General features: G+C 70.3%; 21 protein-coding genes. 5 read left to right on the top strand and 16 right to left on the bottom strand.

The window, feature by feature from the left end:
* Positions 1–27: 27 nt before the first annotated feature.
* Both ETD86_RS12690 and ETD86_RS12685 read left to right on the top strand, forming a co-directional pair.
* Entirely contained in the window at positions 28–939 is a 912-nt protein-coding gene (locus ETD86_RS12690; RefSeq protein ID WP_138666331.1) for a carbohydrate ABC transporter permease, read from the top strand.
* A complete protein-coding gene (locus ETD86_RS12685; protein WP_138666330.1) occupies positions 939–1,895 on the top strand; it encodes a carbohydrate ABC transporter permease in 957 nt (318 codons plus the stop codon). The genes ETD86_RS12690 and ETD86_RS12685 overlap by 1 nt, the downstream gene beginning before the upstream one ends.
* Positions 1,896–1,973: 78 nt before the next feature.
* Here ETD86_RS12685 and ETD86_RS12680 read toward each other — a convergent pair whose 3' ends face one another.
* From ETD86_RS12680 to ETD86_RS12625, 12 genes are all read right to left on the bottom strand, one after another.
* Positions 1,974–4,526 carry a glycoside hydrolase family 2 protein gene (locus ETD86_RS12680; RefSeq protein ID WP_138666329.1) on the bottom strand — a complete coding sequence of 851 codons (2,553 nt, stop codon included), beginning with the start codon at positions 4,524–4,526 and terminating at the stop codon, positions 1,974–1,976.
* Positions 4,527–4,828: 302 nt separating this feature from the next.
* Complete coding sequence (locus ETD86_RS12675; protein ID WP_246147876.1) at positions 4,829–6,688, bottom strand: DEAD/DEAH box helicase; 1,860 nt, start codon at positions 6,686–6,688, stop codon at positions 4,829–4,831.
* A 308-nt stretch (positions 6,689–6,996) separates the two neighbouring features.
* The gene (locus tag ETD86_RS12670; protein WP_138666328.1) at positions 6,997–7,356 is read right to left on the bottom strand and encodes a metal-sulfur cluster assembly factor; all 360 of its coding nucleotides are present in this window, start codon (positions 7,354–7,356) and stop codon (positions 6,997–6,999) included.
* Between the two features lie 67 nt (positions 7,357–7,423).
* The gene (sufU, locus tag ETD86_RS12665; RefSeq protein WP_138666327.1) at positions 7,424–7,861 is read right to left on the bottom strand and encodes a Fe-S cluster assembly sulfur transfer protein SufU; all 438 of its coding nucleotides are present in this window, start codon (positions 7,859–7,861) and stop codon (positions 7,424–7,426) included.
* Between the two features lie 2 nt (positions 7,862–7,863).
* Complete coding sequence (locus ETD86_RS12660) at positions 7,864–9,120, bottom strand: cysteine desulfurase (protein WP_138666326.1); 1,257 nt, start codon at positions 9,118–9,120, stop codon at positions 7,864–7,866.
* Positions 9,117–9,863 carry a Fe-S cluster assembly ATPase SufC gene (sufC, locus tag ETD86_RS12655; protein WP_138666325.1) on the bottom strand — a complete coding sequence of 249 codons (747 nt, stop codon included), beginning with the start codon at positions 9,861–9,863 and terminating at the stop codon, positions 9,117–9,119. Before sufC ends, ETD86_RS12660 begins: the two co-directional genes overlap by 4 nt.
* Before the next feature lie 5 nt (positions 9,864–9,868).
* The gene (locus ETD86_RS12650) at positions 9,869–10,186 is read right to left on the bottom strand and encodes a Rieske (2Fe-2S) protein (RefSeq protein ID WP_138666324.1); all 318 of its coding nucleotides are present in this window, start codon (positions 10,184–10,186) and stop codon (positions 9,869–9,871) included.
* 84 nt (positions 10,187–10,270) lie between these two features.
* On the bottom strand, positions 10,271–11,392 hold the full coding sequence (gene sufD / locus ETD86_RS12645; RefSeq protein WP_138666323.1) for a Fe-S cluster assembly protein SufD: 1,122 nt from the start codon (positions 11,390–11,392) through the stop codon (positions 10,271–10,273).
* Positions 11,392–12,804, bottom strand: coding sequence for a Fe-S cluster assembly protein SufB (sufB, locus tag ETD86_RS12640; protein ID WP_138666322.1), 1,413 nt, complete (start codon positions 12,802–12,804; stop codon positions 11,392–11,394). Before sufB ends, sufD begins: the two co-directional genes overlap by 1 nt.
* The gene (locus tag ETD86_RS12635) at positions 12,801–13,499 is read right to left on the bottom strand and encodes a helix-turn-helix transcriptional regulator (RefSeq protein ID WP_138666350.1); all 699 of its coding nucleotides are present in this window, start codon (positions 13,497–13,499) and stop codon (positions 12,801–12,803) included. Before ETD86_RS12635 ends, sufB begins: the two co-directional genes overlap by 4 nt.
* A gap of 91 nt (positions 13,500–13,590) precedes the next feature.
* Positions 13,591–14,826 (bottom strand): multidrug effflux MFS transporter, encoded by a 1,236-nt coding sequence (locus ETD86_RS12630; protein ID WP_138666321.1) that lies wholly within the window; start codon positions 14,824–14,826, stop codon positions 13,591–13,593.
* A 93-nt stretch (positions 14,827–14,919) separates the two neighbouring features.
* Complete coding sequence (locus ETD86_RS12625) at positions 14,920–15,696, bottom strand: VOC family protein (RefSeq protein ID WP_138666320.1); 777 nt, start codon at positions 15,694–15,696, stop codon at positions 14,920–14,922.
* Positions 15,697–15,890: 194 nt separating this feature from the next.
* Here ETD86_RS12625 and ETD86_RS12620 point away from each other — a divergent pair, with 194 nt between their 5' ends.
* Both ETD86_RS12620 and ETD86_RS12615 read left to right on the top strand, forming a co-directional pair.
* A complete protein-coding gene (locus ETD86_RS12620) occupies positions 15,891–16,799 on the top strand; it encodes an ABC transporter ATP-binding protein (RefSeq protein WP_138666319.1) in 909 nt (302 codons plus the stop codon).
* Positions 16,796–17,563 carry an ABC transporter permease gene (locus ETD86_RS12615; protein ID WP_138666318.1) on the top strand — a complete coding sequence of 256 codons (768 nt, stop codon included), beginning with the start codon at positions 16,796–16,798 and terminating at the stop codon, positions 17,561–17,563. Before ETD86_RS12620 ends, ETD86_RS12615 begins: the two co-directional genes overlap by 4 nt.
* A gap of 4 nt (positions 17,564–17,567) precedes the next feature.
* Here ETD86_RS12615 and ETD86_RS12610 read toward each other — a convergent pair whose 3' ends face one another.
* Positions 17,568–18,773 (bottom strand): MFS transporter, encoded by a 1,206-nt coding sequence (locus tag ETD86_RS12610; protein ID WP_138666317.1) that lies wholly within the window; start codon positions 18,771–18,773, stop codon positions 17,568–17,570.
* A gap of 84 nt (positions 18,774–18,857) precedes the next feature.
* Between ETD86_RS12610 and ETD86_RS12605 the strand changes: the two genes are divergently transcribed.
* Positions 18,858–19,772, top strand: coding sequence for an EamA family transporter (locus ETD86_RS12605; protein WP_138666316.1), 915 nt, complete (start codon positions 18,858–18,860; stop codon positions 19,770–19,772).
* 295 nt (positions 19,773–20,067) lie between these two features.
* Here ETD86_RS12605 and ETD86_RS12600 read toward each other — a convergent pair whose 3' ends face one another.
* The 3 genes from ETD86_RS12600 to ETD86_RS12590 are packed head-to-tail and all read right to left on the bottom strand — an operon-like array spanning position 20,068 to position 22,655.
* Positions 20,068–20,736 (bottom strand): GntR family transcriptional regulator, encoded by a 669-nt coding sequence (locus ETD86_RS12600; protein WP_138666315.1) that lies wholly within the window; start codon positions 20,734–20,736, stop codon positions 20,068–20,070.
* 12 nt (positions 20,737–20,748) lie between these two features.
* The gene (locus ETD86_RS12595; RefSeq protein ID WP_138666314.1) at positions 20,749–21,693 is read right to left on the bottom strand and encodes an ornithine cyclodeaminase family protein; all 945 of its coding nucleotides are present in this window, start codon (positions 21,691–21,693) and stop codon (positions 20,749–20,751) included.
* Complete coding sequence (locus ETD86_RS12590) at positions 21,690–22,655, bottom strand: proline racemase family protein (RefSeq protein WP_138666313.1); 966 nt, start codon at positions 22,653–22,655, stop codon at positions 21,690–21,692. Before ETD86_RS12590 ends, ETD86_RS12595 begins: the two co-directional genes overlap by 4 nt.
* Between the last annotated feature and the right edge of the window lie 43 nt (positions 22,656–22,698).

Raw genomic sequence — 22,698 nt, 5'->3', positions numbered from 1 at the left:
TCCCGGCCCCTGATCCAGGAGTCTGACATGGCCTCCCCCATCCCTCTGCGCGGCAGGCTGCGCCGCTACGGCACCTCGTACGCGATGCTGCTGCCGTTCCTCGCCTTGTTCGCGGGGTTCCTGCTCTGGCCGCTGGCCAACTCGCTCTACCTGAGCTTCACCACGTTCGACGGGATCAATCCCGCGGTGTTCACCGGTGTGGACAATTTCGTGCAGCTGGCGTCCGACACCAGGTTCCGCCACGCGCTGGGCAACACGGCCCTGTACGTTGTGGGGTCGGTCGTGCTCGGCACGCTGCTGTCGCTGGGCCTGGCGCTGGCGTTCAACGGCACCAGCTGGCCGCACCGGATCATGCGCACCCTGTTCTTCCTGCCCTCGGTGACCTCCTCCATCGCGCTCATGCTGATGTGGAAGTGGGTTCTGTACCCCAGCGACGTGGGCCTGGCCAACACGATCGTGGACTGGTTCGGCGGCAGCGCCGTCGCCTGGCTGGCCACCCCCGGCCTGACGATCCCGATCCTGGTGCTGATGTCGGTGTGGGGCGGCATGGGCTACGGCATGGTGCTGTACGTCGCCGGGCTCGGCTCGATCCCCCAGGAGTACTACGAGGCCGCCAAGATCGACGGCGCCTCCACCTGGCGGCAGTTCCGCCACATCACGCTGCCACTGCTGCGCCCCGTCACCACGTACGTGGTGGTGACTGGCCTGATCGGCGCCTTCCAGGTGTTCGAGGCCGTCTACATCGTCTTCAGTCAGGGCGCCAACACCATCGGCGGCGTGCTCGACTCGGGCCTGATGATCGTCCCCTACCTCTACGACCAGGGCTTCACCCACTTCAGGCTGGGCTACGCCTCCGCGATCGCGTGGGTGCTCTTCCTGGTCATCTTCGTGCTCAGCCTCATCAACCTGCGCGTGGGCCGCGCCATGAAGGAGCTGTGATGGCCGTCGCCCCCATGGACACGATCGCCCCGGTCCAGCAGTCCCCGCACGGGACCCCGACAGGCGGCAGCCGGCGCGCCCGGATCAACGCGCATCTTCTGCGCCTACCGTTCTACCTGCTGGCACTGACGATGATCGCGCCGTTCTACTGGCTGCTCATCACGGTGTTCAAACCCCCGAGGGAGCTGGCCAGGACGCCGCCGTCGTTCGTGCCGGAGTCCCCCACGTTCGCCAACTTCTACGACCCGGAGTGGAGCGCCCAAGCGGTCAATCCCGGCCACCTGCAGGGCATCTTCCAGCGTTACCAGGTGGACTTGGGGTTCTGGCGGTTCATGTTCAACAGCATCCTCATCACGACCAGCATCACCGTCGGGTCGCTGCTGATCTGCTCGCTGGCCGCGTACGTGATCGCCAAGCACGACATCAAGGGACGCAGGACCATCTTCCTGTTGATCATCGCCTCGATGATGGTGCCCTGGCAGACCACGCTGATCCCGAACTACGTGATCATGCGGAACCTGGGCTGGCTGGACAGCTACGAGGCCTACATCGTCCCGGCGCTGGCCAAGGCGTTCGTGCTGTTCTTCCTGGTGCAGTTCCTGCAGTCGATACCGAACGAACTGATCCAGGCGGCCAGGGTGGACGGCGCCGGGGAGTGGCGGATCTGGTGGAGGATCGTGCTGCCACTGCTACGGCCGGCACTCGCCGCGATGTCGATCTTCATCGTGCTGGCGGAGTGGAACAACTTCCTCTGGCCGCTCATCATCGTGCAGAGCGACGAGATGGCGAACATCCCCGTCGCGCTGGCCAGGCTCAACTCCTACTTCGGGGGTCCCGACCACCAAGGCGCGATCATGGCGGGCGGGCTGCTCGCGTCGGTTCCGACGATCGCCTTCTTCCTGATCTTCCAGAAGTACTTCACCAGAGGCATCGCGCTCAGCGGGATCAAGGGCTGACCGTTCCGAGGCGAGTTGGCCGGTTCGGCCGAAGGGGGCCGGCAACACACGAAGGGGCTGCCAACAACCGATAGCGCCTCATCGGACCGCCACATCGTTGACGCAGCGCAGCACCGGCGACCCGACCAAGGCCCGCTCGTCCAGGCCGGCCGTACGGATCAGGAACTCGGCCCGCTCGCCCGGCAGCAGCGTGACGAGCTGGTCGTCGACCTGCGCATCCGGGTCCAGCCGGTCGGGGAAGACCGCCAGGTCGCGCAGGAGCGTGCGAGCGATGATCGTCAGCCGGAGCCCGCCGAGCGCCGGCTCGGTCACCGTGTCGTAGCGCGGCTCGGGCAGCCGCAGGTCCTTGTCGGGCGCGAAGAACCACAACGCCCGACCCACCGGCGGTTCCGCCGCCGCGTCGTGCGGTCCGTCTGCCCACACCACCGCCTCACCAGGCCCACCTGCCGTCGCCGCCACGTCGGCTGGCGCGGCCAGGCGGCCGAGGCTGTTCTCCGCGGCGGCGGCGATCGCAGAGGCGATTCCGACGATCTCGGCTACGAGCAGCTCGGCCAGCGGGTCGCCCGGCTCGGCGACGGACGGGGCCAGCGGCAGGGTGGCGGCCGTGCGCGGCGGCACGACGAGGGTGAGGTCCTGCGTCGCGAGCACGGCGCCGTCGAAGCCGTGCCGTACGGCCCGCGCCGATGCCCGCCACGGGCGGCCGGTGTCGTTGACGGCGACCAGCACCAGGCCGCCGTCCCGCGGCTGCACGGTCAGCAGCCGGTCCGCGTAGGCCCTGCGCAGCGCGTGGAACAGCGGCTTCTTCCTGCCGTCCCCGTCCACGGCCGACCACGAGGTGACCGGCCAGCAGTCGTTGAGCTGCCACACCACGCTGCCCGCGCAGTGCGGCCACAGAGCCCTGAAGTGCTCCACCCCGAGCTGGATGGCCCGCGCCTGGTTGACCTGGGTGAGGTAGTGCCAGTCGTCGAAGGTCTCGGGCATGGGGAAGTGCGGCTCGAGCCCGGCGGCCAGCTTGGCGTTGCCGTCGATGGCTTTCTGGTGGTGCAGCAGGCCGCGGGAGTCCGGCAGCAGCGGCTCGTCACTGATCGCCCTGCGGATGGTGGCGTACGCGGCGGGGCCCTGGAAGCCGTACTCGGCGGCCATGCGGGGCCGGTAGTCGCGGTAGACGGTGTAGTCGCGCCGGTTCCACACGTCCCAAATGTGCATGGTGCCGTGAGCCGGGTCGTTGGGCGGCAGATCCATGGAGCCCGAGTACGGGCTGCCCGGCCAGTAGGGGCGGGTCGGGTCCAGCTCGGCCACGATGCGCGGCAGCGTCTCCAGGTAGAAGCCACCTCCCCAGCTGCGTCCCTGGAGCGACTCCTGCCAGCCCCAGTCGGCGTAGCCCTCGATGTTCTCGTTGTTGCCGCACCACAGGACCAGGCTCGGGTGCGCGCTCAGCCTGGCGACCTGCTCACGTGCCTCGGCCTCCACCTCGGCCCCGATCGGGTCCTCCTCGGGGTAGGCGGCGCAGGCGAACGGGAAGTCCTGCCAGACCATCAGCCCGAGCCGGTCGCACAGGTCGTAGAAGTCTTCGCTCTCGTACAGGCCGCCGCCCCAGATCCGGACCAGGTTGACGCCCGCCTCGCACGCCTGGGCGAGCCTGGCGGCGTAGCGGTCGCGGTCCACCCTGGTGGGGAAGCAGTCGTCGGGGATCCAGTTGACCCCTCTGACGAAGAGGTCGACGCCGTTGACGGCCAGCGTGAACGCGCCGCCCTCCGTACGCAGCCGCACGTCGCGGAGCCCGATCTCGCGGCGCCACACGTCTTCGCCGGCCGACACCTCGAGCTCGTAGAGCGCCTGCTCGCCGTACCCTCTCGGCCACCACAGCTGCGGGTCGGGCACCTCCAGCGTGATCACGGCCTCGCTCTGCCCCTCGGGGATCACGGCGCGTCCCGACACACCCTTGATCGCCGCGGTCACCTCGGCGGCTCCCGCCTTCTCCACCCGGACGTGGACGTCCACCCTGGCCGCGCCGTCCTCGAGCGTGACCAGCGGCCGCACCCCGGCGATCCTGGCCCCGCTCCAGGCGTGCAGGCCGATCGGCCGCCAGATCCCGGACGTGACCAGCCTCGGCCCCCAGTCCCAGCCGAAGTTGCAGGCCATCTTCCTGATGAACTGGTACGGCTCCACGTACGAGCCGGGCCGCTCCCCCAGCTCTTCACGCAGCCTGTCGGTGTATTCATACGGCGAACTGAACGTGATTCTTAACCGGTTCCGCCCCTCCCGCAGAAAGTTTCCGACGTCGAAGCGGTACGACCGGTGCATGTTGGCCGTCTCGCCCACCCGGCTGCCGTTCAGCTCGATCAGCGCCACCGTGTCGAGCCCTTCGCAGACCAGGTCGGTCCGCTCGTGACCGGTCGGCGACCAGTCGAAGACGGTCTCGTACCGCCAGGCGGTGCGGCCGATCCAGGCCAGTCCGTCCTCGTTGTCGTCCAGGTAGGGGTCGGGGATGTGACCGGCGGCGAGCAGATCTGTATGCACACAACCCGGCACCGTAGCGGGCACAGTGGCAGGCAGGGCGGCGGGAGTGCCCGCGTCGCCGTCTATCGCCTGGACGGTCCATGACTCATGCAACGCGCGCTGAAAGCCCATTAATCAACTCTCCGACATTGATAGCGACAATAGGCAACATATCAGCACCTATTGCCCTATTTACAGCGCTCGCAGCCCTGATTGCTGAACCGATTCATGCCGGTTCCCACCCCGTAAACGCGACTGCCCGCCGCACCTCGCGATGGACGAGGTACGGCGGGCAGGATGACAGCGAACAGCAGGGGCCCGGGACCAGGGTCACGGGCTGCCGGCCCAGGCTGGGGTCCGCGCTCGGCTAGAGGCCGCGAGGCGCGGACGGGGTCCGCGCTCGGCTAGAAGCGGCGGCGCGGACCGAGTTCGGGTCAGCGCTCGAAGCGACGGCCCGTGTTGCGGCGGAAGCCACCGCCCTGGCCACGGTCGTCACCACGGCCGCCGCCGGAGCGGTAGCCTTCGCCCGACCGGTAGCCGTCGCGCGGCCCACGGTCGTCGGAACGGGTGCCGCGGTCGTAGTCGGCCGAGACCGGGCGGCCACGGTCGGCGCCGAAGCGGCCGCCGCGGTCGTCGGAGCGGAACCCGCCGCCCCGCTGGCCACGGTCGTCCTGCCGGAACGGGCGATCGTCGGACCGGTACCCGCCCCGCGGCCCGTTGTCGCGGCGACGGTCGTCGCCGAACGTCCGCGGACGGTCGTCACCGGACGTCCGCGGCTCCTGCGCGCGCCCGTACGGCCGCTCACCCTCGGTGTGCCGACGCGCGCCGCCGAACGGCCGGTCGCCGTCCTCGTGGCGGCGCGGACGCCTGTCCTCGCCGGCCCCGGCAGGGCGGCCGCCATCCTCGTGACGGCGCGGACGACGGTCGCCGTCGAAGTCGCGGCGGCCGCGACGGCCGCGGCGCTCCGAACCCCCTTGACCGCCGCCCTCGCGGCGGGGCCGCAGCGGCTTGCGGACGTCCGGCTCCCAGACCGGGATGGCCTCGCCGCTGGGCGTGCGGGCGCCCGTCACCTCGGCGATCCGCGGGTGGCCCGGGGTCGCCTTCAGGCGGAACGGGTGGATCCCGGCGCGCCGGGTGAGCGCGTCGGTCGAGCGGCGCTCGTTGGGCAGCACCAGCGTGACGACGGTGCCCTTCTCACCGGCGCGCGCCGTGCGGCCGCCCCGGTGCAGGTAGCTCTTGTGGTCCTGCGGCGGGTCCACGTGCAGCACCAGGCTGATGTTGTCGACGTGGATGCCGCGCGCCGCGACGTCGGTGCAGACGAGCACGTTGACGGAACCCTCGCGGAACTCGGCGAGGATGCGGGTGCGCTGGTTCTGGCGCTTGCCGCCGTGCAGGCCGCCCGCCTTGACGCCGACCCGGGCCAGCTGCTTGCACAGCCGGTCCACGCCGTGCTGGGTGCGGACGAAGATGATGGTACGGCCCTCGCGGTTGGCGATCTCGGCGATGACGTCGAACTTGTCGTCGCGCGTGATCTGCATCACGTGGTGCTCCATGGTGTCCACCGGCGAGGTCGCCGGTGCCACGGAGTGCGTGATCGGGTTCTTGAGGAACCGCTGCACCAGCTTGTCGACGTCGCCGTCGAGCGTGGCGGAGAACAGCAGCCGCTGCCCGTCGGCGGGGGTCTGCGCGAGCAGCTCGGTGACGACGGGGAAGAAGCCGAGGTCGCACATGTGGTCGGCCTCGTCCAGGACGCTCACCTCGACGTCGGACAGGGAGCACTCGCCCTGCCGGATCAGGTCACCGAGGCGGCCCGGGGTGGCGATGACGACGTCGACGCCGCGCCGCAGCGCCTCGATCTGCTTGCCCATGGACATGCCGCCCACGATGACCTTCATGCGCAGCCCGAGGCCGCGGCCGAGGGGCTCGATCGCGTCGTGGACCTGGAGGGCGAGCTCACGGGTCGGCACGAGGATCATGGCGCGGGGCCGGCCGGGCGCGGGCCTCGCGCCGGCGAGGCGGGCCATGGTGGGCAGCCCGAAGGCGAGGGTCTTGCCGGAACCGGTCTGGCCCCGGCCGAGCACGTCGTGGCCCGCGAGAACATCGGGGATCGTCGCGCTCTGGATGGGGAACGGGCTGTCGATGCCCTGCCTGGCCAGCCCGCTCACGAGCGGCTTGGGCAGGCCCAGCAACTCGAACTCGGAGGGGCCCGGCTGCGAAGCGGCCTCGGCCGTGGGGCCTGAGGTGATCGAGTCCGGAGCGCTCTCGTCGAACGAGGGCATGACAGCGTCAAGCATGGTCACGAAAGTCGTGCCTTTCAGTCGAAGTGGCACGTCACTTCTGCGAAAGGACGAGCCAGGATGTGCGGCTCAGGCCGCACAGGGGTTCAGGGTTGCCCGCCATCGGGGCGGGTCAAAATCCACAAGGGGGATACACCGGGCACCGGCCGCAGGCGGCGCGAGACGCGCAATGAGGCGTCGGGTGCATCTGTTACCAACGCCGGGATGTTATCGGATATTTCCCGGATGGGCCCGGACCTTCCGAAACCCTCTATGGCACGCTGAAACGGCTGACCCTTGACGCCAGCCGTAACAACAGAAAAAGATCAGACGTTAAAGCCTAGCATACGAAGCTGCTCGCGCCCCTCATCGGTGATCTTGTCCGGGCCCCACGGCGGCAGCCAGACCCAGTTGATCTTCACGTCGGACACCATGCCGTCGAGCGCGGAGTGGGCCTGGTCCTCGATGACGTCGGTCAGCGGGCAGGCCGCACTGGTCAGCGTCATGTCGATGGTGGCCACCGGCCGCTGGCCGTCGGCGGGGTCGAGGTTGAGCCCGTAGATCAGGCCCAGGTCGACGACGTTGATGCCGAGCTCGGGGTCGACCACGTCCTTGAGCGCCTCCATGACCTCTTCGACGGTCGTCTCACCGTCGAAGTTGGTAGGGGTCTCCACTGGCTTGCTCATGACACCTCCTTCGTCGGCGTCGTGAGCAGGCTCACACAGCGCCTCATTGTTCGCTCGCTTCGCTCACTCACGGTGCACTCCTCACAACTGCGTCCTTGTAAGCCATCCAAGAAAGCAACGCACATTTGACGCGCGCCGGGAACTTGGCCACGCCCGCGAAGGCGACCGCGTCACCGAGCACTTCCTCGTCGGCTTCCACCTGTCCCCTGCCCTGCATGAGCCGGGTGAACTCGTCGACCACGGAGAGTGATTCCTCGACGGTCGAGCCGGTGGCTAGCTCGTGCAGCACGGAGGCGGCGGCCTGGCTGATCGAACAGCCCTGCCCGTCATAGGAGACGTCCAAGATCTTGCCGGCGTCGCCCACCTTGACCCTGAGCGTGATCTCGTCGCCGCACGTGGGGTTCACGTGGTGAACCTCGGCGTCGTACGGCTCGCGCAGCCCCCGCCCTTGCGGGTGCTTGTAGTGCTCCAGGATCAGCTCCTGGTACATCGACTCGCCGATCATGGCTATGCGAACACCTTCTGAACGTGATGCAGGCCGCGCACCAGAGCGTCGATCTCGCCCGTGGTGTTGTACAGGTAGAACGACGCCCGCGTGGTGGCCGGTATTCCGAAGCGCAGGTGCAGCGGACGTGCGCAGTGGTGCCCGACGCGTACGGCGACGCCGAACTGGTCGTCCAGGATCTGCCCCACGTCGTGCGGATGTATGCCCTCCAGCGTGAACGCCACCGTCCCGCCGCGCCCTTCGAGGGTCTCCGGGCCGATGATCCGCAGGCTGGGCAGATCGCGCAGGGCCTCCAGCGCGTAGGCCGTCAGCTCGCGCTCGTGCGCCTCGACGGCGTCCATGCCGATCCCGGTGAGGTAGTCCACCGCCGCGCCGAGCCCGATGGCCTCGACGATCGGCGGCGTGCCCGCCTCGAACTTGTGCGGCACCGGCGCGTACGTCGAGTGGTCCATCCAGACCGCCTCGATCATCTCGCCGCCGCCCAGGAACGGGGGCATGGCGTCGAGCAGCTCGGTCCGGCCCCAGAGCACGCCGATGCCGGACGGGCCGACCATCTTGTGCCCGGTGAAGGCCACGAAGTCGGCGCCCAGCTCGGCGACGTTCACCGGGTGGTGCGGCACGGATTGGGAGGCGTCCAGCATGATGAGCGCCCCGGCCTCGTGGGCCCGCCTGGCCAGCTCGGCGACCGGATTGACGGTGCCGAGCACGTTGGACTGGTGGGCGACCGAGACGATCTTCGTGCGCTCGGTGATCACGTCGGCCGACAGATCCAGCCGCCCGTCGTCGGTGACGCCGAACCACTTCAGCGTCGCACCGGTGCGCTGGGAGAGCAGCTGCCACGGCACGATGTTGGAGTGGTGCTCCATCTCGGAGATGACGATCTCGTCGCCAGGCCCGAGGGTGAAGCGAGGGTCGGTGTTGATGGGGTTGCCGAAGGCGTAGGCGACCAGGTTGAGCGCCTCGGAGGCGTTCTTGGTGAAGATCACCTCGTCGCGCGACGGCGCCCCGACGAAGCCCGCGATCTTGTCACGGGCCCCTTCGTACGCCTCGGTCGACTCGGCCCCGAGCACGTGCATGGCCCGCCCGACGTTGCTGTAGTGCAGCGCCAGATGCTCCCGCATGGTCTCGATGACCAGCTCGGGCTTCTGCGAGGAGTTGCCCGAGTCGAGGTAGACGAGCGGGCGCCCGTCGGGCAGCTCGCGGGAGAAGATCGGGAAGTCCTTCCTGATCTTCTCCACATCGAAGCTGGTGGAAGTCATGCAGACGCCTTCGTGTACTGCTCGTAGCCTTCGGCCTCGAGCTTCTCGGCCAGTTCGGGGCCGCCCTCCTCGACGATCCGGCCGCCGGCGAAGACGTGCACGAAGTCCGGCTTCACGTACCGCAGGATGCGGGTGTAGTGCGTGATCAGTAGCACGCCGGTCTCGCCGTCGGCGCGGAAGCGGTTGATGCCCTCGGACACCACGCGCAGCGCGTCCACGTCGAGGCCGGAGTCGGTCTCGTCGAGCACGGCGATCTTCGGCTTGAGCAGCTCCATCTGGAGGATCTCGTGGCGCTTCTTCTCGCCGCCGGAGAAACCCTCGTTGAGGTTGCGCTGCGCGAAGGCGGGGTCGATGGACAGGGCGTCCATGCCGTTCTTGAGGTCCTTGGCGAACTCGCGCAGCTTGGGCGCCTCGCCGCGGACGGCGGTGACGGCCGAGCGCAGGAAGTTGGACACCGACACGCCGGGGACCTCGACCGGGTACTGCATGGCGAGGAACAGGCCGGCGCGGGCCCGCTCGTCGACCGACAGCTCCAGCAGGTCGACACCGTCGAGCAGCACCTGGCCGCTAGTGATCGTGTACTTGGGGTGGCCGGCGATGGCGTAGGCGAGCGTGGACTTGCCCGAGCCGTTGGGGCCCATGATGGCGTGGGTCTGCCCGGCCGCCACGGTCAGGTTGACGCCGCGCAGGATTTCCTTGGCCTCGACGGCGACGTGCAGGTCGCGGATCTCTAGGGTGGACATGGTTGTTATGACTCCTTCGAGAGCGAGACGAGGACGTCATCGCCGTCGATCTTGACTGTGTAGACGTTCACGGGTTTGGTCGCGGGCGGTCCTGTGGGCTTGCCGGTGCGGACGTCGAAGCACGAGCCGTGCAGCCAGCACTCCAGCGTGCCGTCGTAGACCTCGCCCTCGCTGAGCTTCACCTCGGCGTGCGAGCAGACGTCGTGCAGGGCGAACACCTCCTCGCCCTTGCGGACGAGCGCGACCGGGGTGTCCTCCACCTCGATGCCGATGACGCCCCCTTCGGGGATGTCATCGAGCTTGCAGACCTTCTCGTAGCTCATGAGTCGTTCACCACTCCCCATTCGCCACACGGGCCGCTCCTTCGTGGCGGACCGCTTCGCTCACTGCGTCGGGTTCTCTCCTCCTCATCGGGCGAGCTCCGCCTCCACCGCGGTGAGCACGCGCTCGCGGATCTCCTCGACCTCGATCTTCTCGATGAGCTGGCCGAGGAAGCCCCGGATGACCAGGCGGCGGGCCTCGTCGTAGGGGATGCCGCGGGCCTGCAGGTAGAAGATGTGCTCGTCGTCGAGGCGGCCGGAGGCGGAGGCGTGCCCCGCGCCGGCGACCTCGCCGGTGAGGATCTCCAGGTTGGGCACCGAGTCGGCGCGGGCGCCGTCGGTGAGGATGAGGTTGCGGTTGAGCTCGTAGGTGTCGGTGCCCTCGGCCTCGACCCTGATGATCACGTCGCCGATCCAGACGGTGTGCGCGTCCTCGCCCTGCAGCGCGCCGCGGTAGTCGACGTTGCTCTTGCAGTTGGGCTGCGAGTGGTCGACCAGCAGGCGGTGCTCCAGGTGCTGACCCGCGTCCGCGAAGTAGACGCCGGACATGTCGGCGTCGCCGCCGGGGGCAGTGTAGGTCACGTTGGGCGACAGGCGTACGAGGTCGCCGCCCAGCGTCACCACGAAGCTGCGGAACGTCGCGTCCTTGGCCAGCAGGGCGTGGTGGTGCGAGACGTGGACCGCGTCGTCGTCCCAGTCCTGCAGGCTGACGACCCTGAGCGAGGCGCCGTCGCCGATGGCGAACTCGATGTTGTCGGCGTAGACCGCGCTGCCCCTGTGGTCCAGCACGATCACGGCCTCGGCCATCGGCTCCACGATGACCACGATGTGGCCGTAGGCGGCGCCGTCGCCGGACCCGGTCAGCGTCAGGACGGTGTGCTTGGACGCGACGGCCTCGCGCGGCACCGTGATCACGGTGGCCTTCTCGAAACCGTGCCACGCCTGTGCGCTCACCCGGTCGGTGGGCGCGAACGCCTTGCCGAGCCGGGCGTCGTCACGGCCGACCGTCTCCACGGTGACTTCGGGCGCCGCGTCGACGTCCAGGCGCACGTGGCCCACGGGCTCGGCCTTGCCGTTGTGCAGGCCCTTCAGGCGCGAGAGCGGCGTGAAGCGCCACGACTCCTCGCGCCCGTTCGGGACCTCGAAGTCGCCCAGCTCGAAGGACGCCTTCTCGTGCAGGGTCGACAGGGGCTTCTCGTTCAGGCCCATCAGCCGACGGCTCCTTCCATCTGCAGCTCGATCAGCCGGTTGAGCTCGAGCGCGTACTCCATGGGCAGCTCACGCGCGATCGGCTCCACGAAGCCGCGCACGATCATCGCCATCGCCTCGTCCTCGTCGAGCCCGCGGCTCATGAGGTAGAACAGCTGGTCCTCGCTGACCTTGGAGACCGTGGCCTCGTGACCCATCTTGACGTCGTCCTCGCGGACGTCGACGTACGGGTAGGTGTCGGAGCGGCTGATCTGGTCGACCAGCAGCGCGTCGCACTTGACGGTGCTGGCGCTGCCGTGCGCGCCCTCCTCGATCTGCACGAGACCGCGGTAGGAGGTGCGGCCGCCGCCGCGGGCCACCGACTTGGAGATCACGCTGGAGCTCGTGTGGGGCGCCAGGTGCACCATCTTCGAGCCGGCGTCCTGGTGCTGGCCCTCGCCGGCGAACGCGACGCTCAGCGTCTCGCCCTTGGCGTGCTCGCCCATCAGGTAGACGGCCGGGTACTTCATCGTGACCTTGGAACCGATGTTGCCGTCGATCCACTCCATGGTCGCGCCCTCGTAGGCGACGGCGCGCTTGGTGACCAGGTTGTAGACGTTGTTCGACCAGTTCTGGATGGTCGTGTAACGGCAGCGGGCGTTCTTCTTCACGATGATCTCGACGACGGCGCTGTGCAGCGAGTCGGAGGAGTAGATCGGCGCGGTGCAGCCCTCGACGTAGTGGACGTAGGAGTTCTCGTCCACGATGATCAGGGTCCGCTCGAACTGGCCCATGTTCTCGGTGTTGATCCGGAAGTAGGCCTGCAGCGGGATCTCGACCTCGACGTTCGGCGGCACGTAGATGAACGAGCCACCGGACCACACGGAGGTGTTGAGCGCGGCGAACTTGTTGTCGCCCACCGGGATGACCGACCCGAAGTACTCCTTGAAGATCTCCGGGTGCTCCTTCAGGCCCGTGTCGGTGTCGAGGAAGATGACCCCCTTCTCCTCGAGGTCCTCACGGATCTTGTGGTAGACGACCTCGGATTCGTACTGGGCGGCGACACCGGCGATGAGGCGCTGCTTCTCCGCCTCGGGGATGCCGAGCTTGTCGTAGGTGTTCTTGATGTCGGCGGGCAGCTCGTCCCAGGACGCCGCCTGCTTCTCCGTCGAACGCACGAAGTACTTGATGTTGTCGAAGTCGATGCCGCTGAGGTCAGAGCCCCAGGTGGGCAGCGGCTTCCTGTCGAACAGGCGGAGGCCCTTCAGGCGAAGGTCAAGCATCCACTCCGGCTCGTTCTTGAGAGCGGAGATGTTGCGGACGACCTCCTCGGACAGGCCTCGCTTGGCCGCCGCACCCGCGGCATCCGGGTCGGCCCAGCCGAACTTGTAATTCCCGAGGCCTTCCAGCTCCGGGCGGTCGGTGACAGTCACCTTCCGGTCTCCTTGCTTTTGTCTCTATGTGCGGATTCACCCAGCTTCTGTGGGCTCACGTGCGTCGTGCAGACCCCGTCGCCGTGCGCGATCGTGGCCAGGCGCTGCACCGGTGTGCCGAGCAGTTGCGCGAACGCCTCCGTCTCGGCCTCGCAGAGTTGCGGGAACTCCTCAGCCACGTGGGCCACCGGGCAGTGATGCTGGCAGAGCTGGTCGCCGCCCGACTTGGCCTTGCTGGCCGAGGCGGCATAACCCTCCGCCGACAGCGCCTGCGCCAGCACCTGAACGCGCTGGTCCGCCGGCACCGTCCGCATGGCCGGCTCCAGCCGCTTGAGCAGGCTCAACACCTGCGCTCGAGCGAAGTCGGCCACCGCGTCCCGTCCCATGCGCTCGGCCAGGAAACGCAGCGCGCTCCCGGCCAGGTCGTCATAGGCGTGCTCGAAAGCACTGCGCCCCGCGTCGGTGATGGCGAACAGCTTGGCCGGCCGCCCGCGCCCGCGCTGACCGCGCGGCCGCACCGTGCGAGGTTCGATCATCCCGTCGGCCACCAGCGCGTCGAGGTGACGCCGCACGGCGGCGGAGGTGAGCCCGAGCCGCTCGCCCAGGGCGGCGGCCGCGACGGGACCATGCTCAAGAATCAGCCGGGCGACACGGGCACGCGTGCCGCGCTCGTGACCTGGCTCCATCATGGGCATGTTTTTCACAACATCAGTGTGCCGTAATTCCTTCCCGGTTCACAAACGGTTCCGACCAGGAAGGGGATGGAATTTGTCACGCAGGGTAGCCTTACCTAACTTGACTTGATCGCGGCCGGGCGAGCACGGCGAACGTCACCGCCGCGCAGGCGATGAGCCCCAGCATGACGGCCGCCATGGGCACGGCGGTGCCCGCCCCGGCCAGGCCGACGAGCGGGGCCGCCAGGGCGCCGAGCGCGAACTGCAGCACGCCCAGCAGGGCCGAGGCGCTGCCGGCCACCTGAGCGGGCTGCGAGCCCAGCGCCAGCGCGCCGGTGCCCGGCAGCACCAGGCCCTGGCCGAGCATGATGACGAACAACCCGCCCACGATGCCCCACAGGCCGAGCCCGGCGAGCGCGGCGGCCATCAGCAGCCCCGCCCCGGTCAGGGCGGTGACCAGCCCGGTCACGACCAGGGCGCCCGGCGGCACCCGGCCCGACAGCCGGCCCCCCAGCTGGGCCGTGGCGGTCAGGCCGAGCGCGTTGAGCCCGAAGATGAGCGAGTACTGCTGCGGCGTGGCGCCGTACACCTCCTGCAGCACGAACGGCGAGCCGGAGATGTAGCCGAACATCGCCGCGAACGCCAGGCCGCCGGTGAGCGCGTACCCCATGAACGCCCGGTCGCGCAGCAGTTGCCAGAACGTGCGCACGGTGTGCTTGAGCCCGCCGCTCTCACGCTGCTCGGCGGGCAGCGTCTCGCGCACGCCGGCCAGCACGGCCGCCAGCAGGACCACGCCCGCGAGGCTGAGCGCCACGAACACGCCGCGCCACGACGTGAACGCCAGCAGTTGCGCCCCGGCGATGGGCGCCAGGATCGGCGCCAGGCCGCTGACCAGCATGAGCGTGGCGAAGATGCGGGCGATGGCGGCGCCGTCGTACAGGTCGCGCACCACCGCGCGCACGATGACCAGGGCCGCGCCACCCAGGATGCCCTGCAGCAGCCGGAAGGCGATGAGCATGGGCACCGACGGCGCGAACGCGCAGAGCAGCGAGGCGGCCATGAACCCCGCCACGCCCACGATCAGCGGCATGCGCCGCCCACGCACGTCGCTGACCGGGCCGGCGATGACCTGGCCGACCGACACGCCGATGAGGCAGGCGGTGAGCGTGAGCTGGACCTGGGCGGGCGCGCTGAGCATCTCGGAGGTGATGGCGGGCAGCGCGGGGAGGTACATGTCGATGGAGAGCGGCCCGATCGCCGACAGCGCGCCCAGGATCACCAGCAACAGTCCGCGGCGGCTCTTCTGATGCGGCACGACGACGGTGGACGTGGCTTCTGCCACGGACATGCGTGACCCCTCTCCCTCGCAGACCAGTGGCCCACGAGGGCCGAGAGAGTCAAACCAGGATTCGGTCCTCCTAATTCCCGGTTATCAGATATTTCATTGGGGTTCGTGGAGCTGGATGACGGAGAAGGTGGCGCCCTGCGGGTCGGTGAGCATCGAGAACGGTCCCGGCGGCGCGTCCATCGCCCGGACGAGGATCTGGGCGCCCAGCCGTTCGGCCGCCGCGGTGGTGGCGTCGAGGTCGGCGACCGCGAAGTAGGTCATCCAGAACGAGGGCGTGCCCGGCGGGAAGTCCGAGGGCATCTCCATCATGCCCCCGATGGCCGGCTCGCCCGCGTGCCACTCGGTGTACTTGAGGCCGCCCATCTCCAGCAGCTCCGGCCGCCAGCCGAAGACCTCGGAGTAGAAGCGCTCGGCCGCGGCCGGGTCGCGGGTGATCAGCTCGTTCCAGCAGAACGAGCCCGGCTCGTTGACCAGCTCGGCGCCGTGGTGGTGACCCGCCTCCCAGGCGCCCGCGTGGGAGCCGTCGGGGCCGCGGAAGACGGTCATGCTGCCTTCGTCGAAGACCTGCATGGGCTCCATGACGACGGTGCCACCGGCGTTCTTGACCCGGTCGGCGAGCGCGGCGACGTCGTCGGCGGCGATGTAGGTGTTCCAGGACGAGGGCATCCCCTCGCCCATGACCGGTCCCACTCCGGCGACCTTCTTGCCGTGGTGGGTGAACATGCCGTAGCCACCGGCCGCCGGGTCGTCGACCATCTCGGCCTGCCAGCCGAAGATCTCGCTGTAGAAGCGGGCGGATGCGTCGACGTCGCTGCTGGACAGGTCCACCCAGCACGGGACTCCAGGGTCATACCCACTGCGTTGCGACATTGCAACCTCCTGTGACGTGGAGTGCACAGCGATCTCAGAAGTCGGCATGAGATCGCCATGTCACCGTCAGAGTCTCACCCCGGGCCGACGGTTTCCGAGGAATCCGCGGGTCAAGACCTGTCCATATCCGGCCAGGATCCCCCTTGCCTCACCTGCGGCCCGGACCGCGTGGCATAGTCCCTAAACTCGTGCCCATGGAATCCCCAGCCGTCGAGATCGTCGACCTGGTCAAACGTTATGGCGGTGCCACCGCACTCGACGGCCTCGCGCTCCGTGCCGAGCGCGGCGCGGTCACCGCCGTCCTCGGCCCCAACGGGGCGGGCAAGACGACCACGGTCGAGATCTGCGAGGGGTTCCGCACGGCCGACTCCGGCACCGTCAAGGTCCTGGGGCTGGCACCCCAGCGCCCCGAGTTGCGGCCCCGGGTGGGCGTCATGCTCCAGGCGGGCGGCGTGCCGCCCGCGATGCGCTGTGGCGAGTGGCTGCGGCTGGTCGCGCGCTTCTACGCCCGTCCCCTCGACGCCCAGGCCCTTCTGGTACGCCTGGGACTGGCCGATCACGCGCGGACCCCGTACCGGCGGCTGTCGGGCGGACAGCAGCAGCGGCTGTCGCTGGCCGCGGCCGTGATCGGGCGGCCCGAGCTGGTGTTCCTCGACGAGCCGACCGCCGGGCTCGACCCGCAGGCCAGGCACGCCTGCTGGGAGCTGGTGGGCGAGTTGCGCGGCGCGGGTGTGGCGGTGGTGCTGACCACGCATCACATGGACGAGGCCGAGCGGCTGGCCGACCACGTGGTGATCATCGACAGGGGCCGGGTGGTGGCCGAAGGCACGCCTGCCTCGCTGACCGGGGCGGAGCGGCAGCTCCGGTTCCGCGCCCGGCCGGGGCTAGCGCTGGAGGAGCTGCTCAACGCCCTCCCGGCGGGCAGCGCGGCCAAGGAGTCGCCCGCCGGCCACTACATCATCGAGGGCCTGGTGGGCCCGGAGCTGCTGGCCACGGTGACGGCCTGGTGCGCGGCCGAGGGCGTCACCGCCGACGACCTGCGCATCGAGCGGCGCACCCTCGAGGACGTCTTCCTCGAGCTGACCGGCAGGGAGCTGCGATGACCGCGCTGGACTTCACCCCCGCGCCCGGTGCGGCGCCGTTCCCGCGCATGGTGCTGGCGCAGGCGGGCGCGGAGATCCGCGCGATGTTGCGCAACGGCGAGCAGCTGCTGCTCACGCTGATCATCCCGGTGCTGCTGCTGGTGGGCTTCTCGCTGGCGCCGCTGATCGACGTCGGCGGCGGGCGGCGGATCGACTTCCTCGCGCCCGGCGTGCTGGCGCTGGCGGTCATGTCCACGGCCTTCACCGGGCAGGCCATCGCGACAGGCTTCGAGCGCCGCTACGGCGTGCTGAAGCGGCTGGGCGCGACGCCGCTGTCCAGGGCCGGGCTCATGCTGGCCAAGACCGCGGCCGTGGTGGCCGTGGAGGGCATCCAGGTCGTGCTGATCGTGGCGGCGGCGCTGGCGCTGGGGTGGCGGCCGCAGGGGTCGTTCCTGGGCGCGGGGCTGCTGATCGTGCTCGGGACGGCGGCCTTCAGCGGGCTCGGGCTGCTCATGGCCGGCACGCTGCGCGCGGAGGCGACGCTGGCCGCGGCCAACCTCGTCTACCTGGTGCTGCTGGGCGCGGGAGGGGTGATCTTCCCGCTGTCGAAGTTCCCCGCGGGGATGCGGCCGGTGCTGGAGCTGTTGCCCATCTCGGCGCTCACCGGCGGCCTGCGCTCGGTGCTCGCGCAGGGCGCGGCGCTGCCGCTCGGCCCGCTGGCCGTGCTCGCCGCCTGGGCGGTGTTGTCGCTGGCGCTGGTGTCGCGCACGTTCCGCTGGGAGTGACGCCTTACTCCGGCTGGGGCTGGGGGCGTTCGGTCTGGAGGGCGCCGTAGCGGCGGCGGGTGAGTGCGGCCACCACCGTCAGCGGGATCGCGGCGGCCGCGGCCACCCCGAACAGCAGCGTGTACCTGCCGCCCTCGGCCAGCGGCCCGGCCGCCCATGACGCCACCCCGCTGCCCACGAACAACGCGGAGGCGAAGAACGCGATCGTCGTCCCCCTGGCCTCCGGCACCACCGAGGTGGCCCAGGTCTGCAGCGAAGAGTGCAGGAACGACCAGCCGCCGCCGAGCAGCAGCGCTGTGACGGCCACCGTCGCCATGCTCACGTGCACGGCCGCCAGCGCGAACCCCGCGCACAGCTGCGCGCCGCCCACGGCCATCAGCACGGGCGCGGGCCAGTGCCCGGACAACCGCTTGACCACCTTCGAGAACGCCCACAACCCCAGCCCGTAGGCGGTGATGCCCAGGCCCGCCACGGCCGCCGCGATCCCCGCGTGCTCCAGCGCGGTGGCCAGGAACGGCATGGCGCCGAGCATGATCGCGCCCTCGGTGAACGCCAGCGCGAAGACGAGCAGGGCCCAGCGGTGCCCGAGCACCATGCCGAGGTACCGCCCCGCCCCGAGCCTGTCGGGCCCGCCGTGCCGGGGTGGCTCGGGCAACGAGCGCAGCGCCAGCGCACAGACGAGGGCGCAGACGGCCGGCACGGCGAACGCCACCCGCCAGTTCAGCAGCCCGGCCAGCGCGCCGCCGAGCCCCGTGGCCGCGGCCGTGCCGAGCGCGGCCGCGCCCATGAGATCTGTCAGGGCGCGCTGCCGTACCGAGGGCTCGACCGTGTCGCCCACGTACGTCAGGCCCGTGGGGATCACCGCGCCGAAGCAGGCGCCGGCCACGACCCTGGCCGCCACCAGCGCCCCCAGCACCGGCATCAGCGCCGACACCAGCCCCGCCAGAGCCGCGCCCAACAACGCGCCGCGCATCATCCGCACCCGGCCGAACCGGTCGGACAACACCCCCCACAGGGGCTGCGTCAGCCCGTACGCCAGGTAGTAGCCACTGGCGGCGGCCACCGACGCCGACAGTGGGACGCCCAAGTCGGCGGCGATCACCAGGAGCATGGGACTGACGGCGAAGCGGTCGAAGCTGCTGACGAACGAGGCCACGGACAAACCCAGCGGAGGCCGGGCGAGACTCACGGGGACGGCGGGGGCTTTCATGTAGTACCACCCTAAATCCAGGAATGTCACCGGCCACGAGTAGGCTCAACCAGTTGTCTGCTCGACCTTCGCCTGAGGAGTCCCGTGACCGCCTTCGCCCTGGACGATCCGCTCGATCGCGGCTCCGGCCTGCCCCGGCCGGGGCACTTGCTGCGGGCTGCCTCCGACTCGATCCCGCCGTCGTCCCTGGTGCTGCTGGCGATCTTCTCGGTGCAGCTCGGCGCCGGATTCGCCAAGGAGCTGTTCGCGACGCTGCCGCCGAGCGCGGTGGTGTTCCTGCGCATCGCGACCGGGGCGCTGGTGATGGGGGCCTTCATCAGGCCCAGGCTGAGGGGGCTGGTCTGGCGGGACTGGGCGGTGGGGATCGGGTTCGGCGTGACGCTGGCCGTCATGAACCTGTCGTTCTACGAGGCCCTGTCGCGGTTGCCGATGGGCATCGCGGTGGCGATCGAGTTCCTCGGGCCGCTGGGCGTGGCCGTGGCGGCCTCGCGGCGCAGGATCGACCTGCTGTGGGTCGGTCTGGCGGGAGCGGGCGTGCTGCTGCTGGCCCCGTGGGGCGAGTCGGCGTCGGTGAGCTGGGCCGGCATCGGGTTCGCGATGGTGGCCGGGGCCTGCTGGGCCGGCTACATCCTGCTGTCGGCGGCGGCGGGGCAGCGTTTCCCCGGGACGAGCGGGCTGGCGTTCGCGATGATCGTGTCGGCCGTGGTGATCGCCCCGGTCGGGGTCACGACGGGCGGGGCCGACCTGCTGCAGCCCGAGTTGCTGCTGATCGGGCTCGGCGTGGGACTGTTGTCGTCGGTGATCCCGTACTCGCTGGAGCTGCAGGCGCTGCGGCGCATGCCCAAGCACGTGTTCGGCATCCTGATGAGCGTGGAGCCCGCGGTGGCGGCGATGATCGGTGTGCTGCTGCTGGGCGAGATCCTGCACGTGCAGCAGTGGGCGGCGATCGTGTGCATCGTGGCCGCCAGCCTGGGCTCGACCAGGAGAGCGAAGAAGTAGGGTGCCGCCGCGCGCCCAGGATGGGGCCTCTCGGGCGCGCGGCGGAGGGCTCGGCCCTCGGTGGGCGGGGTGTGCCGAGCCCGCGGAGGGTCAGCGGAGTGCGGGGTTCCGCGTGACCAGGCTGGATACCGTCCCTCGCCGGGTCTCCGGCGTGCGCGCGCGGGCGATCCCTGCGCGGGAGAAGGCCGAGGGCGGTCTGCGGCCGTCGGGCGACTGCGTCTGCGGCTCTGCCGCTCAACCGGCCTGCACTGAGGTTACCTCCAACATGGGGTGCTGGATCCCCGAATGTCGGAAGTCAGTGCTCGGCCCAGATGCCGCGCACGTGTCCGATGTGCTCCTCCATGATGTGCGCGACGGCCTCGCCATCGCCGCTCTTGAGCGCGTCGAGCAGCGCCAGGTGCTCCCTGGCCGAGTCGCCCAGCGCGCCGCGCTCCGACAGCTGCGACAGGCCGTAGAGCCTTGCCCTGGTACGCAGGTCGCGGACGACCTCCACGAGGTGGGCGTTGCCGCACAGGGTCAGCAGCTCGACGTGGAAACGCAGGTCGGCGTCGACGTACGCGAGCAGGTCGCCGCGCTCGCCCGCCGAGACGATCTCCTCGGCGACGGGCCTGAGCCGCTCGAACTCCTCCGCCCGCGCGCTGTCGGCCAGCCGCGCCATCGTGGGCACCTCGATGAGCTGGCGGATCTCGGTGAGCTCGTCGAGGTCGCGGTCGGACAGCTCGGTCACCCGGAAGCCCTTGTTGCGCACCGCCTCGACCAGGCCCTCCTTGGCCAGATCGAGCATGGCCTCGCGGACCGGCGTGGCAGAGACGCCGAACTGGGCGGCCAGCACGGGCGCGGAGTAGACCACCCCCGGCCGCATCTCGCCGGTGATCAGCGCGGCGCGCAGCGCGTGCGCGACCTGCTCGCGCAGGCTCTGACGCTCCCCCACCATCGGTAGGTCGAGCCGATCCTCGGCAGGCATCCGCCCATCCTCCTAAATCCACGCCTCGTACGCGGCGGCCGCGATCACGAGGTCTTCCCACGCCATGCCCGTGCTCTTGAACACGCGCGGCCCCGGCCCTGCGATCACTTGCCCGGCGATCAGCTCGGCGAGGTTCCCGGCGAGATGACCAGTCGTGATCGTACCGTGGCGGATCGGGATGATCACATCCCCGGCCTCCTCCAGAGCGGCCGCCCTGGCCTCGACGACCACGGTGGCGCGGGCGATGAGGTCGCCGTCGAGCTCACGGGCGTCCGGCTCGTGTGAGCCGACGGCGACGACGGTGACGCCGTCACGGGCGAGTTTACCGGGGAACAGGGGGTCTCTGGCGGTCGTGCAACACGCGATGAGATCCGCCTCCGCCACCGCCACCGCCACCGCGGCGTCGGCGACGGGCACGGCGCGGGCGGGGAGGCCGAGGGCGCGGCAGCGGGCGGCGAGGGTCTCGGCACGGCCCTGGTCACGTCCGATGACCGTCACCTCGGTGATGGGCCGGACCTCGCGGAACGCCAGCACGTGCCCCCACGCCTGCGGCCCGCTCCCGAACACCAGCAGCTTCCCGCCGCGGGGATCCGCCAGGTGGCGGACCGCCAGGGCGGAGACGGCCGGGGTGCGCAGTGAGGTGATGGCGATCCCGTCCATGACGGCCAGCGGCGCGAGCGTGGGGCCGTCGAGCAGCAGGTACGTCCCCTGGATCCGGGGCAGCCCCCGCTCAGGGTTGCGGGGCGCGATGGTGACGGCCTTCACTCCCGCATACCGTCCGGCCGCCGCCGGCATGAGGAGGAGCTGGCCGGCGGGCACGTCCACGACGGGCCGCTGCGGCGTGGCCTCCGGGTCGAGCCCGGCCCGCAGGGTGTCCTCGAGGATCTCCACGGCCCGCCCCACGGGCACCAGCCGCTCCAGGGTGGCGGCATCCAGATAAGGAAGAGCGTCGGTCATCGAAGCGTGAACCCCGTTCCCATCGGATCCTCCGGATCCAGCTCGAACGTGTGCCGCCCGGTCCGGTACGCCATGCCTTCGATCTCCGGCACGACCCGCTCCTCGGCCACGCCCGCGACCCGGGCCAGGAAGACGCTGCCGACGATGCTGCTGTGGACCAGCGTCCCGCGCAGCCCGGAGTCGTGCAGCAGCGCCAGCCGGGCCGCCGTGCCGGAGCCGCAGGGCGACCGGTCGACCTCCCCGTCGGCGAACACCGTCACGTTCCGCTGATGCGTCGCCCCGTCCACGTCCGGCAGCGAGTCGTAGAAGATCACCCCGTAGACGCCGGACAGCCGCTCGTCGGAAGGGTGCCGGGAGGCCGGATGGCCGGCCAGGTCGGCCTTGATGCGCCGGGCGTGCTCGATCAGCGCCGTCAGGTGCCGGGGCTCCACCGACAACCCCAGCGCCCCGGCCGGGACGGACGCGTAGACCGCGCCGCCCCACGCCACGTCGGCCTTCACCCCGCCGGCCGCCACGTCGCGGGCGATCACGTACGACGGCACGCTGACGAACGTGACCCCCCGCACCCGCCCGCCGGAGCTGCGTACCCGTGCCGTGACCCGGCCGGACGGCACGTCGATGACCACGTCCGTGTCGCCGTCGGGATCGGCCTCGACGAGACCTTCCTGCACCGCGTACGCGCCCAGCGCGATCGTGCCGTGCCCGCACGCGGTGGAGAAGCCGTCCTTGTGCCAGAAGAGCGCCCCGAAGCGGGCGCCGGCATCGTTCGGCGGGACCAGGAAGCAGCCGTACATGTCGGCGTGGCCACGCGGCTCGTGGCACAGCAGCCGCCGCACGTCGTCGACCTGCTCCATGGCGGCGGCGCGGCGCGCGAGCACGTCGGCGCCGGGGATCTCGCCCACGCCGCCGGTGACGATACGGAACGGCTCGCCCCCGGTGTGGTAGTCGACGGTCGTGATCACGGTTCCCGCTTCGCCGCAGCCGTGATCACGACGCTGCGTCGAT

The organism is Nonomuraea turkmeniaca (genome assembly GCF_005889735.1).
Classification (GTDB): domain Bacteria; phylum Actinomycetota; class Actinomycetes; order Streptosporangiales; family Streptosporangiaceae; genus Nonomuraea; species Nonomuraea turkmeniaca.
The sequence above is the reverse complement of the archived record's forward strand: the minus strand, read 5'-3'. Positions and strand labels throughout refer to the sequence as shown.

Coding starts and splice junctions, on each gene's coding strand:
- ETD86_RS12650 (WP_138666324.1), bottom strand. CDS start 10,186: ATGAGCTACGAGAAGGTCTGCAAGCTCGATGACATCCCCGAAGGGGGC.
- ETD86_RS12610 (WP_138666317.1), bottom strand. CDS start 18,773: ATGAAAGCCCCCGCCGTCCCCGTGAGTCTCGCCCGGCCTCCGCTGGGT.
- sufU (WP_138666327.1), bottom strand. CDS start 7,861: ATGATCGGCGAGTCGATGTACCAGGAGCTGATCCTGGAGCACTACAAG.
- ETD86_RS12600 (WP_138666315.1), bottom strand. CDS start 20,736: ATGCCTGCCGAGGATCGGCTCGACCTACCGATGGTGGGGGAGCGTCAG.
- ETD86_RS12630 (WP_138666321.1), bottom strand. CDS start 14,826: ATGTCCGTGGCAGAAGCCACGTCCACCGTCGTCGTGCCGCATCAGAAG.
- ETD86_RS12660 (WP_138666326.1), bottom strand. CDS start 9,120: ATGACTTCCACCAGCTTCGATGTGGAGAAGATCAGGAAGGACTTCCCG.
- ETD86_RS12615 (WP_138666318.1), top strand. CDS start 16,796: ATGACCGCGCTGGACTTCACCCCCGCGCCCGGTGCGGCGCCGTTCCCG.
- ETD86_RS12680 (WP_138666329.1), bottom strand. CDS start 4,526: ATGGGCTTTCAGCGCGCGTTGCATGAGTCATGGACCGTCCAGGCGATA.
- ETD86_RS12690 (WP_138666331.1), top strand. CDS start 28: ATGGCCTCCCCCATCCCTCTGCGCGGCAGGCTGCGCCGCTACGGCACC.
- ETD86_RS12620 (WP_138666319.1), top strand. CDS start 15,891: ATGGAATCCCCAGCCGTCGAGATCGTCGACCTGGTCAAACGTTATGGC.
- ETD86_RS12670 (WP_138666328.1), bottom strand. CDS start 7,356: ATGAGCAAGCCAGTGGAGACCCCTACCAACTTCGACGGTGAGACGACC.
- ETD86_RS12675 (WP_246147876.1), bottom strand. CDS start 6,688: ATGCTTGACGCTGTCATGCCCTCGTTCGACGAGAGCGCTCCGGACTCG.
- ETD86_RS12635 (WP_138666350.1), bottom strand. CDS start 13,499: ATGCCCATGATGGAGCCAGGTCACGAGCGCGGCACGCGTGCCCGTGTC.
- ETD86_RS12625 (WP_138666320.1), bottom strand. CDS start 15,696: ATGTCGCAACGCAGTGGGTATGACCCTGGAGTCCCGTGCTGGGTGGAC.
- sufC (WP_138666325.1), bottom strand. CDS start 9,863: ATGTCCACCCTAGAGATCCGCGACCTGCACGTCGCCGTCGAGGCCAAG.
- sufD (WP_138666323.1), bottom strand. CDS start 11,392: ATGGGCCTGAACGAGAAGCCCCTGTCGACCCTGCACGAGAAGGCGTCC.
- ETD86_RS12595 (WP_138666314.1), bottom strand. CDS start 21,693: ATGACCGACGCTCTTCCTTATCTGGATGCCGCCACCCTGGAGCGGCTG.
- ETD86_RS12685 (WP_138666330.1), top strand. CDS start 939: ATGGCCGTCGCCCCCATGGACACGATCGCCCCGGTCCAGCAGTCCCCG.